General features: G+C 35.2%; 10 protein-coding genes. 3 read left to right on the top strand and 7 right to left on the bottom strand.

The features are described 5' to 3' along the window. Positions 1-239 precede the first annotated feature (239 nt). Positions 240-626 carry a hypothetical protein gene (locus BLW49_RS24750; protein ID WP_090727524.1) on the bottom strand — a complete coding sequence of 129 codons (387 nt, stop codon included), beginning with the start codon at positions 624-626 and terminating at the stop codon, positions 240-242. A 1,223-nt stretch (positions 627-1,849) separates the two neighbouring features. On the opposite strand from BLW49_RS24750, the gene BLW49_RS24745 reads away from it, so the two are divergent. Next, positions 1,850-2,611 (top strand): hypothetical protein, encoded by a 762-nt coding sequence (locus tag BLW49_RS24745; protein WP_090727523.1) that lies wholly within the window; start codon positions 1,850-1,852, stop codon positions 2,609-2,611. 1,505 nt (positions 2,612-4,116) lie between these two features. Here BLW49_RS24745 and BLW49_RS24740 read toward each other — a convergent pair. From BLW49_RS24740 to BLW49_RS24725, 4 genes are all read right to left on the bottom strand, one after another. Beyond that, entirely contained in the window at positions 4,117-5,001 is an 885-nt protein-coding gene (locus tag BLW49_RS24740) for a DUF429 domain-containing protein (RefSeq protein ID WP_090727521.1), read from the bottom strand. Positions 5,002-5,452: 451 nt separating this feature from the next. Continuing rightward, positions 5,453-5,938, bottom strand: coding sequence for a hypothetical protein (locus BLW49_RS24735; protein WP_090727519.1), 486 nt, complete (start codon positions 5,936-5,938; stop codon positions 5,453-5,455). A 228-nt stretch (positions 5,939-6,166) separates the two neighbouring features. Then, positions 6,167-6,445: a hypothetical protein gene (locus tag BLW49_RS24730; protein ID WP_090727518.1), complete on the bottom strand. Its 279-nt coding sequence runs from the start codon at positions 6,443-6,445 to the stop codon at positions 6,167-6,169. Positions 6,446-9,398: 2,953 nt separating this feature from the next. Further along, the gene (locus BLW49_RS24725; protein WP_090727516.1) at positions 9,399-10,823 is read right to left on the bottom strand and encodes a replication-relaxation family protein; all 1,425 of its coding nucleotides are present in this window, start codon (positions 10,821-10,823) and stop codon (positions 9,399-9,401) included. A gap of 662 nt (positions 10,824-11,485) precedes the next feature. Here BLW49_RS24725 and BLW49_RS24720 point away from each other — a divergent pair. Together BLW49_RS24720 and BLW49_RS24715 are read left to right on the top strand one after the other, a co-directional pair. Then, positions 11,486-11,800: a hypothetical protein gene (locus tag BLW49_RS24720; protein ID WP_090727515.1), complete on the top strand. Its 315-nt coding sequence runs from the start codon at positions 11,486-11,488 to the stop codon at positions 11,798-11,800. Further along, positions 11,784-13,238, top strand: a complete 1,455-nt coding sequence (locus tag BLW49_RS24715; protein ID WP_090727513.1) for a hypothetical protein — start codon at positions 11,784-11,786, stop codon at positions 13,236-13,238. Before BLW49_RS24720 ends, BLW49_RS24715 begins: the two co-directional genes overlap by 17 nt. Before the next feature lie 64 nt (positions 13,239-13,302). Here the strand turns inward: BLW49_RS24715 and BLW49_RS24710 are convergent, their stop codons facing one another. Together BLW49_RS24710 and BLW49_RS24705 are read right to left on the bottom strand one after the other, a co-directional pair. Next, complete coding sequence (locus tag BLW49_RS24710) at positions 13,303-13,917, bottom strand: hypothetical protein (RefSeq protein WP_090727512.1); 615 nt, start codon at positions 13,915-13,917, stop codon at positions 13,303-13,305. Next, the gene (locus BLW49_RS24705) at positions 13,895-14,671 is read right to left on the bottom strand and encodes a ParA family protein (RefSeq protein WP_090727510.1); all 777 of its coding nucleotides are present in this window, start codon (positions 14,669-14,671) and stop codon (positions 13,895-13,897) included. Before BLW49_RS24705 ends, BLW49_RS24710 begins: the two co-directional genes overlap by 23 nt. Between the last annotated feature and the right edge of the window lie 420 nt (positions 14,672-15,091).

Raw genomic sequence — 15,091 nt, 5'->3', positions numbered from 1 at the left:
TCCCTTTTTTTATTTTGATCCCATCAAGATTTCTTTGGTATATAGGCGCAAAACAAATAGCACCTGGCAAAGGTCCAAAGTTTAAGACACACTTATAGTGTGTAATTAAGCCTCAGTTCACCTTTGCCAGGTGCATTGTTTCGTGAGAATGCTTTCTCGCGCGTGCGGGAAAGTAAGTTTTGTTTAAATAGTAAGGTATGATGCTATTTTATCAGGAAAGGACTTCGTTGGAAATACCATCAATTATTATTGAGCATTGTTTTGTAAATGATGGCTTTCAATTCATTTTCACAGGTTTCCGTTGCTCGGTATAGTTCAAAGTTTTCTGCATTTCGATACTGATGTTTGGATGTCCCTAGTGATATCAGTAATCGTTGCAATTGCTGCATATTTAGAGAAGTATGCTCGCAAGATTCTAGTCCTAAAAGTATCCTATCGAACATTTCAATGTCCTGCAGTTCCCCATCCAGAATGGAACTTTGAAAGGAATCCGTGCATATACGATACCAGTACTCATAATCCACATTTTTAGAATTAAATTGAATGCTGAGATCTGTAACGTATTTTACTTCCCATTGACTACCTCTAATTTCTTTTGATGTGCTTTGTTTAGTTTTTGTAATCAAGATTATTTCTCCTTCTTTTTTGAGTTTTGCAAAAATAAAAAAGCATCTTTAATGAACCATTGATGGACAAAACATACGTCCCCAATGTTTCACAAAGATGCTTAGAATGCTCTCCTGCGTCTGCGGGAGAGTAATAATTAATTATGGTTAAGATCAAGGTATATGGAAAATCATATTACAGATTCTTGATGCTGTACAGTACAGAAATGAAAACTTTTATCAGAAAACTCTTATGTAACATCATATATTCATATTCATATTACTATTTATTAATGTATTCAGTTTTATATTTAAATGTTTATTTCTTGTTATATATATTCATATTCGCCTCAACAAATATTTTCCGCAGTATTTAAAGATAGATAGTTGTAGGATTAAGTAAATTGCAGTGATGAACAACGACAAATCTAATCACCCATGGTGGATCCGGAATTTAGCATTGCATATTATATTCACAAAAATATTGAAGTATTCTTGAATATGCATAAAAAACTGAACACTTATATGAACATTTTCATAAATTAGAAAAGAGATTTTGTCCTTAGACGGAATATAACAAACGTAATCCAGTGGATCGTAATTAGCACACAAGCATCTCTAGGGTATCGTAATTGCAGAGTTAGATAAGTAGTCACATGGAGATCATTCAAGAGGTTGATAAATAGCTTCTACCCGGACTATGTTCGCTGTTGGCTATCTCGATGATTATGATGGTTCGCACATTGAGTATATACATTATGATGGTTAACATACGGCTTCATTCATTCAATCATACAATCCGACAATAGAATTTAGATACATTGGTAGATTTTTCACCGAACTTTCTGAGGATCCACCTGTCATAAATCGTGTTTAATAAACTGAATAGTTAATTGCATATGAACATGAATATAAATTTGTGTCGAAGTATGAGTATGCCATCTTTAGCCACTCGGTAAACAGCGTTTGTTTGATTTTCCCCTCTATAGATTCTCAATAAATATATTGTTACAATAGTAGTAAGTGAATATTATAGCGTGGAAGCACCGCGAAGGAACAATTTCCTTTGTGGTGCTTTTTTTTTGTAAACTTTCTGCTTTCAGGGGAGGAGATTTGTTGAAGGAAAACTCTAAAGAGATTTTCTAGAGACAAGTAAGTTTAATCATTTATTTTCGAAACGATGATACCACTATATCGAGTTGAAATTATTATTTTTGATAAGTTCTATGAAGGGGGAATCACTCTTGATCATTGAAATTAGACAAACAAAATCAAATCTGGAGCAGGTCTTTGAAATACTTACAAATGGGAATTTAAGTTATTTTGGACGCACGTCTTACTCAAAAGAATCTTTCACTACTCAATTATTCTATCCGAATTTAAAGTTAATTTACGAAACCCAGTCTAGTTCGTTGGAAGAGTCCAGGAATATACTCTCTAATAAATGGATCTCAAAGGAAGAGATAACTGAGTGCTGCGGGATATACGACAATCATGCCAATCTTTTAGGTTTGATAAATCAAGACTGTAAGGAATCCACAAACAATTACTACACCATAACTCTTGGGAAAGATATTGTTAGGGTCTACTGCTTGTTAAAAAACAAGACAATGCAGCTCCTCTTTGTAGACGTAACTGGCAAACAGATAGCACAAGGGGAAAAGGTAGTTACGGATGGTATAAACCTTCACTATTATAGGATATATCTTCTTGATGATTATTTGCGCTTTCAAAGGATCATCAGTCTATTCGTACTTTACACTGTTAATATAGGCTATCGTGTTAAGGAAGTATCACTTAAGAAAAATGATCTAATACCTTTATATAGCTCCTTAGAGCAAAAGCCGATGAATTATGACCCTGAATGGATTAAAAACAACTTCTTTGAATACTTGCTTGATAATGATGTAAGTGATTCCAAGGATTATTTAGGCAAGAATCTCAAAATACTATTCACCTTATTTGGATCAGCAATTTTATCGATTGCACTATATATGATCTTATAGTTAACTTATTAAAAGATTGAATATAAAACTGAACAGTAATATGAATATACTCTTATGGTATGTAAAAAAATATGCTGAGAAATATGCTTTGTCCTATCAATCTCTCTTCAATCAACGAGAGGAAAGAATATACAAAGAGCTAGAGGTTCGAGTTATTGGTGAAATACGAGGTAAATCTTCGCGGCAGGATAGGAACACTCCGATGACTCAAAATAAATATTGAATGAATTGATCGAACAAGTGAATTTAGCTTAATAATTGTCAAGAAGAATAGCTAACCAAGCTGGCGAGAATTCACTAAATTCAAAAAGAACATTTGTATTGCTAGCTTTTAATCTAAACCTAAAGAGAAACAATGTTCACTGTTCACTACGAGTATCATATTTCAAAAAATTATTTGACGGCTAGTTCATCGTCCGAACTAGCCGTTCTTCACAACCGCATTCTAACATATATGCTGAACTCCTTCTTGATCCAGCATAAACAAATCAAAAAATCAGTCATCTCTTTATTAAGATAAATCTTCACGCTTTCTTATGAATTAACCGAAATAGGTTTCGAAATTTCACTCTCGCTTAAATTTTTATTACGTAGAACATTAATAGTGTAAATATATGACTGCTAATTAAGGTCATATAATGTTAAGCATGTGTTGCACCCCTCCCCAAATCTTCGCCTTATTTACCGTCATTCAAGATCAAAATTCAGAAAAAGCCTGATATATCAAGGGTTTTAGCTTCCTTCACTTCTAAAAGAGGAAGTTAAAAAAGGTTATATATCACTAGTCGATACGTTTGAGATTGAATGAATAACCGAATACATACCATATTTAATCCGAATTCTTTTCATCAATAACACATGTTACATTCATAGGTTCTAAACTTGTATTAGCTGTTCTAATTGTTTTATCAAAATCACTCCTTAAAACTCAGTTATGAAGAAAAACCCTGATTTATCAAGGATTTCAGCTTCATCCTTCAGGTGAGGGGGAAAGAGGAATTTTAGCTTAAGAAACCTTAAGATATGTTTGCGAATCAATAAAAACGTTTAAACATATCAAAATCATTGTAAGAGGTAATATGCTGAATATTATACGAGTTCATCTATATAAAAAAATAACATCGAATATTCTAGTTGACCAGGAGACTAGAATATTCGATTGTTATCGTTACTAAAGTTTCCGCAGTAGGTGCAGTTTAACGTGTGCCCCTCATATTCTAACCACTTAAACTAAACTTCAAATTCATCCACAGCATTCGATTTTTATGCAGTATCTCGTGTCCGGTGAAGATTTCAATGTCTTTCAATTAACGAAATAATTTATCACTCATCTTTTTAGGATAGTATACATGTACTTATTTTCGCCCATAATAGTAGTAACATTACTAGAACTCCTATTAGAGTAAGCAATAACATATAGATTGTTAGCAGTCTACTCATACAATGAGCGATAATAGTCATCGTTGAAGCAATATTGTGTTAGAACTTTTTTTGAAACAGACTGTCTATTGGTGGCTAGCAGGAAGCCAATAATAGGTGACCTTTCCCTCGATACCTTTAGGAATCATAATTCGTTCCTTAAAGATCTCAGCAATTTTTATCGCGCCATTACCAGAAATTTTACTGTTGCGCAGAGAACTGATCTGAGCTGCTTGTTCATCATTGAGGTATGCTGAAAGAAATTCATCACTGTTAGGTTGCATCAAATTCCGACCAGGTGTCATTATACCAAATTGATACGTGAACCATGCGGAATATATTGCGTCCCACTCATGATCCATTGCTTGTGGTGACATGTTTAGACTCTTTGAATACTTTGAACTGGCAGAAAGACCAATCCAATCCAAAAGTTCTTTCCACATGCGGGTAGCATTTAATTCGTTATATACCTTTCTAACTGACTTAAAGTGATCTACCTGCTCATTTTTTATATCATCGACAGCATTATCCCTCTTGGCAAAGTAGTCATGTCTACGGGCCGTCTGAGCATGGTAGGCAACCTTTGGATGAGTTTCATTTAAAAGTTGCAGGTTAGGAGAAACACTTGCAAGGATCTGTGCAAAGATAACCCCTTGGATTGCCATAGCCCCAAAAGCAGAATTAACTGAAAAGATACTGGACTTTACTTCTGGATACTCCCTTTTAAGGAAATCGTCCATTGGCCGGAATACACCTATAGTCGGCCAAGATAAAAAAGAATCAATTCCCGCTGCAATAACTTCATCTGGGTTAATCATTTGATCATCAAAGAGCCAGGATAACGCTTCGTCACAAGTGCTAACGATTGTAGAATCAAAATCCTCTATTCTAAGATCAGAGGTTACCTTTAAATATGAGACACCATTCGCATGATTCCCTCCAGGGTCATATCCAATAATGATGTAAGTCAAATTACTTCTCCTTTCTATCGTGCGTTTACTGCAACAGAGTCTTTCGATATCCAGGATAACCACTAAGTTAAGAAGTTTACCGAAAGATCACCTTTAGGTCACCTATAGGTGAACCAAAGGTCACTCAAAGGTGAACATGAATCTAACAGCTTACTGATAAGAAAATATATGCAAACATGGCAGGAAACTCATTCACGTCCTCATGGATCCAAATATCTTCATAGAATCTATACTCTAATAATCTAACTCTAATAAAAATGAAGCGGTTATCGGTTTGTTTTCTATTTCATAACAATGAACGCAGGAACAGTATAGCTAATCTGTTTTGTCTTTCTACTTTTATGGAAGGTTATTATATCGGCAGGAAGACCCGGAAAAGGGTCACCTGCTAATAGACACACTGTGAGCAAAGTTCCGGGTAACGAATTCATCCTGACGAATTAGTAGAGATTCATTGAGTGACCTCATTAAACTCGGGGTCTTCCGTAACGATTATAACTTTAAAACACAGGATCATTTCATTTTCTTCGATCTCAAATTGGTATTCACCTAGAAGAGTTGCGCGAACATCTAATGATTGCTTTAGAGTTGATGCACGAGTAGGAGTAATATCAATAAGAATAGGCTCTACATACGAGGGTGTCCCATTACAAAATTTAATATCAATACCGTATTCACCATAATTAGTGGTGAACGAAGTGGAGTAAATATCAATAGTATCATCAAGATCATAGTTAGGATTACTGTTCTTACTCCTCAGGATATTCTCCGCAAATTTTGATACGGAATAGGGGATACTTATTTCTTTATAAAATTGGAGCTTATTTACTCCGACTTTTTCAGCAATATCCAATCCTATATTCGGATCCATCTGAACATCTGAGGAAGTTAGACTTTCGGCATAAACACAAAACCGTTCGTTTAATGATTCTGTCATACAAATAACCCCTTTATATAGTATTTTGTCGTCACGACAGTTGAAATAGAGTTGGCGTATGTTCGACTTTTATAAGAATGTGATTGGCCTGAAGCACTGACCTGCTTAGCACACATTTTGCTGCTAGCAGGGTGTAAATGTTATCATCATTCCTGTTGAATAGGCTTATTGGTAGTTGTGCAGAGTATCTTCGATGATCTTCAAAATTTGTTTAATGACTCTCAAGCTTTAGTTTCTTGCGAAGGTATCGTTTCTCATCGGATAAATAGATTCGATCTTTTCGTTAAGAAGATCAATGAGCTTGTGTTGTTCTGCCCTAACACTTCTAAGTCTAAATTCATTTTGAATATTTAACCAACCTCGTGCTTCACGTATTTCTTGAAAGAACTTCTCATACAGTAAATTATCGCCAAATTGTATGGTTACACATTCTTGAATATCAAAGTCTGGTGTTTCTATGAGAGCACGAGTAGCCCAATTGGTTAATACCGAGCTGATTTTCATCATTACTGATCACTCCTATATGTGAGATAGTTATAAGATAATGAGTAGCAACTACAGCAGTGTCTTTTACTCAAAAAGAGAATACATAAACTGAAACTTCAAATAATGAGAATTGACGGCATGAACGAATTCCTCCTTAATAATTGGGATGTATGGCACAAAAAAAGCACCTAACAACGATCAAAGATTAAACACACGTATAGTGTGCAATTGGCCTTTGATCACCTGTTAGGTGCATTCTTTTCAGAAAGCTCCCTATGCGCATGCTGGGAGTAAAATAAAATAAAATAATCAAGAAAGTTATGCTTATATAATACCATTTAGAGAAAGAAAAATACACTCAGATTGATTCTGTAATATTATTAGTTATATTCATATTCATATTCATATATATATTCAGTATTATGATTATTTTTATGTTTATGCTTTTGAGTCAAACAACTATGGTTGCAACCAATAAAACATCTACTTAGAATGAGGCTTTGTTTAATTCCGCAATGTTTTTAGAACATATACCTCTATTCAGTTTTATATTCAGTAACGTGGTCACTTTTATGATTATCTCTTCTAGTGTAACAACTACAGCTGTCACCTCCTATGGATCTCCTCAGAGTAAGTTCTGATTAGATCCTGAGTATACTTAGTACATATATTTATATTCAGTTGAATATTCAGTAGCATGTTTAATTTTATAATTAATGCTTCTAGGGAAACTACTTTGGCGCTGCGTCCATAAAGGGCTTCTATAATAGGGAAGAAGTGAATAGCTCTGAAATTGTTAAATGCATAAACATATATTCAGTAATATATTCAGTAATATGCTTATCTTGTGTCCTATTGGTTCTGGTGCAACAACTACAACTGAGAATTCCTATGGATCTCCTCATAGTAAGCTCTGATTAGTCTTGAGTATACTTAGTACATATATTTATATTCAGTTGAATATTCAGTAACATATTCAATTTTCTAGTTATGCTTCTGAGTAAAACGACTATATCTGTCTGCATCTCCCATAAAGAAATCTCGTTAAGTAAAGCTTTATTTAATTTCGAAATATTCATAAAACATATATTTATATTCAGTTGAATATTCAGTAACATGTTTAATTTTATGTTTAATGCTTCTAGGAAAACTACTTTGGCGCTGCGTCCATAAAGGGCTTCTATATAGGGAAGCGGTGAATAGCTCTGAAATTGTTAAATGCATAAACATATATTCAGTAATATATTCAGTAATATGCTTATCTTGTGTCCTATTGGTTCTGGTGCAACAACTACAACTGAGAATTCCTATGGATCTCCTCATAGTAAGCTCTGATTATGTCTTGAGTATACTTAGTACATATATTTATATTCCGCTATATATTCAGTAACATAATCATTTTCAGTTATGCTTCTGAGTAAAACGACTATATCTGTCTGCATCTCCCATAAAGAAATCTCGTTAGAGTAAAGCTTTATTTAATTTCGAAATATTCATAAAACATATATTTATATTCAGTTGAATATTCAGTAACATGTTTAATTTTATAATTAATGCTTCTAGGGAAACTACTTTCGTGCTGCGTCCATAGCTTCTATATAGGGAAGCAGTGAATAGCTCTGAAATTGTTAAATGCATACACTTATATTCAGTAATATATTCAGTAACATATTTAAATTTCTAGTTATGCTTCTGAGTAAAGCGACTATAACTGCCTGCATCTCCCATAAAGGAATCTCGTTAGAGTAAAGCTTTGTTTAATTCGAAAAATTCATAAAAATATATTAATATTCAGTTGTATATTCAGTAACATATTAATGTTACTATCGTAAATATTTTTGGTTGCTCGTCCATAAAGGGTTTCTATATAGAGAAGCAGTGAATTGTTTTGAGATTGTTAAATGCATACATATATATTCAGTAATATATTCAGTAATATATACAGTAATATTTTTATGTTTATACTTCTGGGTACAAAACTATGTCTGCAACCCCATATAAATTAGATTTGATTCTCTATTTATGTGCCCAGGTAATGGATGAGGAGGTGTAGAGAAGGGACAGTGCAGGAACTACGATTTATCCAATGCAGGACTTTTTTCAAGATATAGCTTAGTTAAAAAAAATCTTGAAGAAAAAGGCGGATCTAGATCTCAGAGTGGAATGACAGTTCATACAGAAAGTAATTCGACACAAAATTGCTTTGTGCAGTATAGTGGTGCACCAGGAGGTTACATAGCTTTATGAGGAACATACAAGCAAGGAGTACCCCAACCATATTGATGTAGGAGAGAAGTTTCGAGGACTAAAAAGATACCTGGTGAGATTGCTGGATACTTACCAATACCCTCCCACTGAAAATAGCGGATATTCTATTCATCGGTCCACGGAGAAGAACTCTCAAGTCTTTATGAAAGATACCTAAAAGTACCGGCAGATATCCTATCTTTCAGACTATGTTTCCCAGATCGGCAATATACAAAAAGTGGGCAAAAACATAGGCGGCATGGAGAATGTCGGAAATCATAAATAATGCCCTTCCAATTTCCAACTGGGGAAAGGATAGGGCAGAAAACTTTGTTTTCAAGTTACTCGCCTTTTGGAATCGCAAGTGCGAAACCACGAGATAGGTGCGAGAAAAGAAGGAGACTAAGGACCCTTCTTCTCGATATTTCCTAAGCTACTTTTTTTCACCTCAATCAGTACATCCATATTTCTTTTATAATCCTCAATCACTTCTCTGCGACGAAGGACTACCTTTTTTGTTGAGTCGTTAAATTTTCTCCAGGCTTCTATAGCCGTTTCAGCTGCTCTCACCGCATTAATACCGGGACCCCTCCTCTGTAACTGAAGAATCAACTTTCACTGCAAATTATCTAAATTTAATTTTCCTTCAATACGCTGGATTTTTACATTGAAAATTATTTAAGTAGATGGTCATTTCGTGATGAAGTTTCACGAATAAAGACAGATATTATATTCGGGCCATTGTAAAGTAGTTAAGAGGATTAACACGACGAAGATCAAGTTCAACGCCAGATTTATCAAACCATTTGTTTAAAGAAATATCGTGCCATAAGAAACGCTCAAAAACCTCTTCAAACGCCTCTTTCTCTTCGCAGCCCATAAATTCAAGAGAACGTGGTTTTTTCTCTGAGTAAAAGAGGACCGGTATGACCTCTTTAGCATTTATTCTTTTCATAGATTCTATTGAGCGATATTTCTTTGCGAAATCTAATGCCTTAGAAATCCCACCGGTCTCATACTCGTCATATTTGAGATAGAGATAGATCTGATGCGATTGGGAATCTGACTGTGTCACTGTAAAAAATGGCTCCCAGCCAATTTCCTTCATCTCATTCTCATACAAAAAACAAAAGCTGGAAACCGTATTAGAATTAACTAGTACCTTAGATGGTTTCGGTTGACCGGTGAATCGAGAATCGTCAAGTAAAGGTCTGAGGTTTGAATTAAGTTGCTTCCTATACAATTCATTTGAGTTAATGTGAGATAAGACTAATGGTTCTAAAGTTTCCATATTGCCTACATAGAGATTTAAGTAAGTAGACCAAGGGCCGATTGCATTCATATAATTCCGAAATATGTTTTGCCAACGCGACCAGATACTTTGTCTGGCTGTTGTAATGAAAAATATAGAATCCGGTATAGAGGAGGCTAGGGATTTTCTATCAATACCCTGAGCGATGTAATTTAAAAATTGTTGATATCTCGAGAATTTCTCAAATAAAAAACTACCTTTCTCAGTACCCATATCGAACTCTACCCATGAGTGAAACTTTTTCTGCCCATCCTTAGACCTGATAATGAACTCTCCGTCTGGACGGAAAATTTTTTCAACCTGTTTTTTTTCGCCATCATCTATTGTCGTATAACCAACAGAAGAATACCGATTATCAATAAAGTCAAAGGAGAAGTTATGCTTAATTGCAAGCAATTCCATGAGAACGTTGAAATCAACACCAAGCATATGATGTTTTAATAGCCTTTCTTTCGGAGGCCGGTAAAGGTTGTAAGGGAAATAACCATGCTCTTTGTCCCAGCCTGTTCGATGATATCCCTCAATCTGTGGAATATCAAGAAGGTGGTATGCAATTGATAGACCGTCTTCCGAAAGAGAAAAGATTCTTTGATCGTTCTCTGGATGCTTACCCGCAACCACCACAAGACCACTTTTCTGCAGCTCCGCTAATCTATTCCATATACTTCTTAAACGAGGAACTCTTAGTTGGTCCCACGTGAAATGGGGATATGTTAATGGGATGTCCGATGAATCAAGCAAAAAATATAGTTGGTATGCAGTAAGGCTTCTGTAAATGAATAAACGTTCAATAATATGACTCTTTGTAGGACTTAATTTATGGATCTTTCGAATGTCCAAATCTAGTGACAACTCCTTTCGAACTTTCTCTTGATTATGGCATGTATTTACTTACCTTTCCGTACGGTTATTTCTTGTCACCAAAATCAAGTAACTAGAGGTTAGCAAATAAAACCTTTATCTACAATGCTTCTGTCGACCTTTTGTGAAGTTATAGACTGGTGACAAATCTAGTGACAACATAAGTGATTTTCTTAGTGATGGCATCACCTGGTTTATCATCATAGTTGTCACCAACAATGTCGCCAAAATAGAGACGATTTATGAAGAAATAAATTTTAGGAATAGATTTGATGGAATTACATAATAAAATCAAATTCCAGACTGTGCATTTGGATCAATTATCTTGCTTATATCCAGTATTATATTTTTGAGTTACCTAGAGGTGAGCTTAATATCACCCAGAGTTCACCCTATCTTTTTCTCGGTGAATAATAGAACAGATAATTATAATAATCTCAAGATATGAAAACGTAAGAATGCAGCAACTACACAGCGAAGAGGAACTTGCATATAGAATTATCTATGAATAAATGGGGATTGATGTAATATATATTCTATAATTTGCTATCTGCATAGATACCATATATGCTTAAGGTAACCCAAAGGTCACCCAAAGGTGACTGAGAGGTGACCTAAAATTTCTGTAAGGGGGTGGTGTGGTGTCATCTCGATTTTACTCAGATGAACACTATCAGGCATTCTATTCAAGGCTAACTCAACAACATATTCACGTATTAATGGTTATAACTGAAAATAGCTACATAGCTAAGAAAGATATTATTGAAAAGCTGAGTTCAGAGTATTCCAAAAATCCGATTGTAGCAGCTATTGATGCTTTGCTCTTTGCAGGGTTGATATCCTACAGATATAGTAGGAAGCAACATCAATATTATCTGTCAGCGGATGGAGTTGCCTTTAGTGAATATGCCAATAATCAATTACAGGAGGAAAGTCAAAATGGGACTCTCGAATAGTAAAGTTCTTAATTATATGAATGAAAGTGGTTTGATTACCGATGTATCACTTCGTTTCGGAGTAATCGGTGCAGGACAAAAAGGAAATAAAGATGCAGATATTTTCGCTGGGTATACTTATGCGGATGGAACACAAATCTATCCAAGCTTAGCAATCAATTTTTCAAAAACAGATATGATCCACCTCAAGAACATTCCTGAAGAAGATCGAGTTCATTTTGAAGGATTTAAAGGAGCAGCGAGAACACCATCACTGGTTGTTGAGACATTCGATCCAGAAATTAATCCTGGAGCGGTAAAGCTTCGCGATCAACTTGTACAAGCTATGGAACGTAAATTCGAGAACATAGATCACCTTATCATTTGCGCAGGTGCGGGAGGAGGTTTTGGTACTGGATTCATCTCTTTAGTTCTCGGACTTATTAAGGAGCAGTTCTTCCCAGTACCAATTACTCTATTGCTTTCAGTTCCAATCGATGATCCTACAGAAATGTCCAATGCAATTCTTCTTATGTCTGAACTCAATGAATTCAAGAAATTACAAGATGACCTTTTCGGACCAGGTGAAGAGAAGCCAATTGGAAGCTTTATCATCACAGATAACAAAAAATTGTATACTGATTTTTCGAGTAAGAAAGAGCATCGTATTAACACTGATGCACTTATTTCTTGGAAAGATCAAGGAAACGACGCAATTATCAGCACAATTCATGAAGCAAACGTTATTCCAGCGAATTTCGGATCAGATAACGTGACTTACGATCCTTCAGACTTTGTAAAGCTCATTCAGTTGTCAGGTGGATTTCTTAGTATCCACAAAGCCAGTATTGAAGCTCCTTACGATGTTCAAGATCTTAAAACAAAAATGAAGAATAGTATTAGTCGTGGATACTTTGCTTGTGACCACAATTATGATACTGCAACCATGTACGGCGGATTCGTATTACGGCCTTCTGGTGCAGAAATTTTCAAAGACGTAAAAACAGAACAAACAATTAAGCAAGTAATTAATGAATTTTCTGGAACCGCTCAAGGGAAATACGGTGATCCTATCTGGCACGACAATTATGCAGTGGTCTATACAATGTTTTCTGGAATGATTATGCCTAATCGAATTGTAGAAATGACAAAAGAATACGATGCTATATTAGAAAAACAAAAACAAGTAAAGAGTAAGGAAATTGAAGTAAATATCTCTGGAGCCATGGAATCCGTGAAGCAATCGTCCTTTAACCCATATCAAAAACGCAACGGAAATCGTTTTGGTGGTTCTGGTGCTGCTGGAATGGGAGGCTCAGTCTTCAGTCGGAAAACAAATGAAGATGCTGCTTCGGCATCAGAAGAGGTTGCAGTGACTGAAGAACAACCGAAGAAAAAATTCGGTTCAGGTGGAGGACAGGCTACACCAGCTAACCCCTGGGCAAAGATAAAAAAATAGTATAAACAAAAAAACGACGCCGGTAATTACTGACGTCGTTTTTATCTATGCGAAGTACCAGTTTCTATAAGTGATGTTTATTTTCTTTCATCAACTCAAGCACAATGCGCAAGCCGGAATTTATAACTTTAGTAGCGAAGCCTTTTTTCTTACCTTTTGAAATTTTATCGAGTTCCTTTAGCAATTTATTATCTATCAAATAAGTCCTACGTGTATGCGTTTCTTCTACAGTTAAATCATTTGTATTGGCGAGTGTAGAGAGAATGTTGTTAATTCCAGATGCAGAAGCAGACTGCTTTTCATCAGTAAATTGAGTGTTACTTGAAGGATTAGTAATTCTTGCTTCATTAATGTTAGGTTTATCTATATCTGTGCTGCTAGAGAATGTCGAATCCACTGACAAAGAAGAATTTTTCTTTTCATCAACGATAGCTGCCTCACTCTCTCTTATATCATTTTCTGATAGTTGATCTGTTTGAGGCAATGCTGACATAACACCTTCGGGTTCTTCGACTGGAGTAGTTGTTAAATTTTCTACTTTGTTATCGATTTTAACTTCTTCCTTTGTAATTTCAGAGCCTGGGAGAAGATGATCGTTGAGAATTCTCATTTTTTGCGAAGAGCCTGTATCTTTAATGTCATCATTCAACAAACCTTTAAATAGCTCCCTTTTCGACACGTGTCAACAGCTCCTCTAAATATAATTGATATTGCTCTAACGCATCACGATCTTCTCTTGTACTGTTTTGAATACCTAGTATAGAAAATTCTTTTATACGATTTCTTCTTTTAATAACGGTCTCAAACATCCAGTTGCCGTAATCCTCTCTTGCTTGATCAATAATAGAAGTATCTATCTTTGTACGTGTATCACTCATACTTGGTAAAATGCCTGCCAAGTTCAGCTGAGGACTTATCTTTGTTTTTATCAATTCGACAAGTTGAAGGTAACGAGGAACAGCTTTAAAACAGAGAGGCTCCGATTGTAACATTACAACAACATAATCACTCGCCACTAATGCCGAAACTGATAAATCACCTAAGTTTGGTGGCTGATCAATAACAATAAAATCATATCGATCTTTAACGATTTCCAGTGTTTCTTGTAAAGAGGAATGAACGTGTCTTTTCATTTCATTCATTCTGTTACCTAAAGTTGATAGAATATCATCTGCAGGAAGCAGGTCGAGATTTTCACGTACATTAACTATATATTTTTCAGGATCTCTCTCTACTATGGCGTCTAGTACAGTTTGTTCCTCAAATTGATATATATCTTTACCAGAAAGAATCTGAGTGGTATTACCTTGTGAGTCAAAATCAACTGTTAATACCTTATATCCTCTTTCAGCGAGTAGATAACTGGTAATACAAGTCGTAGAACTCTTACCGACTCCGCCTTTTTGCACGCCTATCGATATCGTTGTTCCCATATAAACCTCCGCTTGTATAAATATACTTAACTTCTATTTTGAAATAATGTTGGAGCAGAGTCAATACGTTATTGAATATAAACAAGAATACAAATAGTCACACAGATTTAAATATAAACATAATTAGTAAATAGAATAGATATATGTGTAAATAAATGAATAAAAAAGTATTCAGTTTATTATTAGTCAGTTTAATTATTCATGACCTGTTGACACCTTCAAATCAATCAACTATTATTGTTTGTATAAATAAACCGAATATGATCCTAGCGGATCTCGAAAAGCGAAGCACGCTTAATGCCAAAAGGCATTTAGCGTGCTTTTTTTAGTGCGCCCGGCATGGGCGATAGCTCGGCGGTGAAAGTCCGCTACAGGCTTGGCAGTAGGAACTGTTAGCCAAAGGCAAGGGTGTCCGCCGCG

The organism is Paenibacillus sp. PDC88, assembly GCF_900106725.1.
Taxonomy (GTDB): domain Bacteria; phylum Bacillota; class Bacilli; order Paenibacillales; family Paenibacillaceae; genus Paenibacillus; species Paenibacillus shunpengii.
The sequence above is the reverse complement of the archived record's forward strand: the minus strand, read 5'-3'. Positions and strand labels throughout refer to the sequence as shown.

Excerpts from the sequence above, each read along its gene's own strand:
- BLW49_RS24735 (WP_090727519.1), bottom strand. The coding sequence starts at position 5,938 with ATGACAGAATCATTAAACGAACGGTTTTGTGTTTATGCCGAAAGTCTA.
- BLW49_RS24730 (WP_090727518.1), bottom strand. The coding sequence starts at position 6,445 with ATGATGAAAATCAGCTCGGTATTAACCAATTGGGCTACTCGTGCTCTC.
- BLW49_RS24715 (WP_090727513.1), top strand. The coding sequence starts at position 11,784 with ATGGGACTCTCGAATAGTAAAGTTCTTAATTATATGAATGAAAGTGGT.
- BLW49_RS24705 (WP_090727510.1), bottom strand. The coding sequence starts at position 14,671 with ATGGGAACAACGATATCGATAGGCGTGCAAAAAGGCGGAGTCGGTAAG.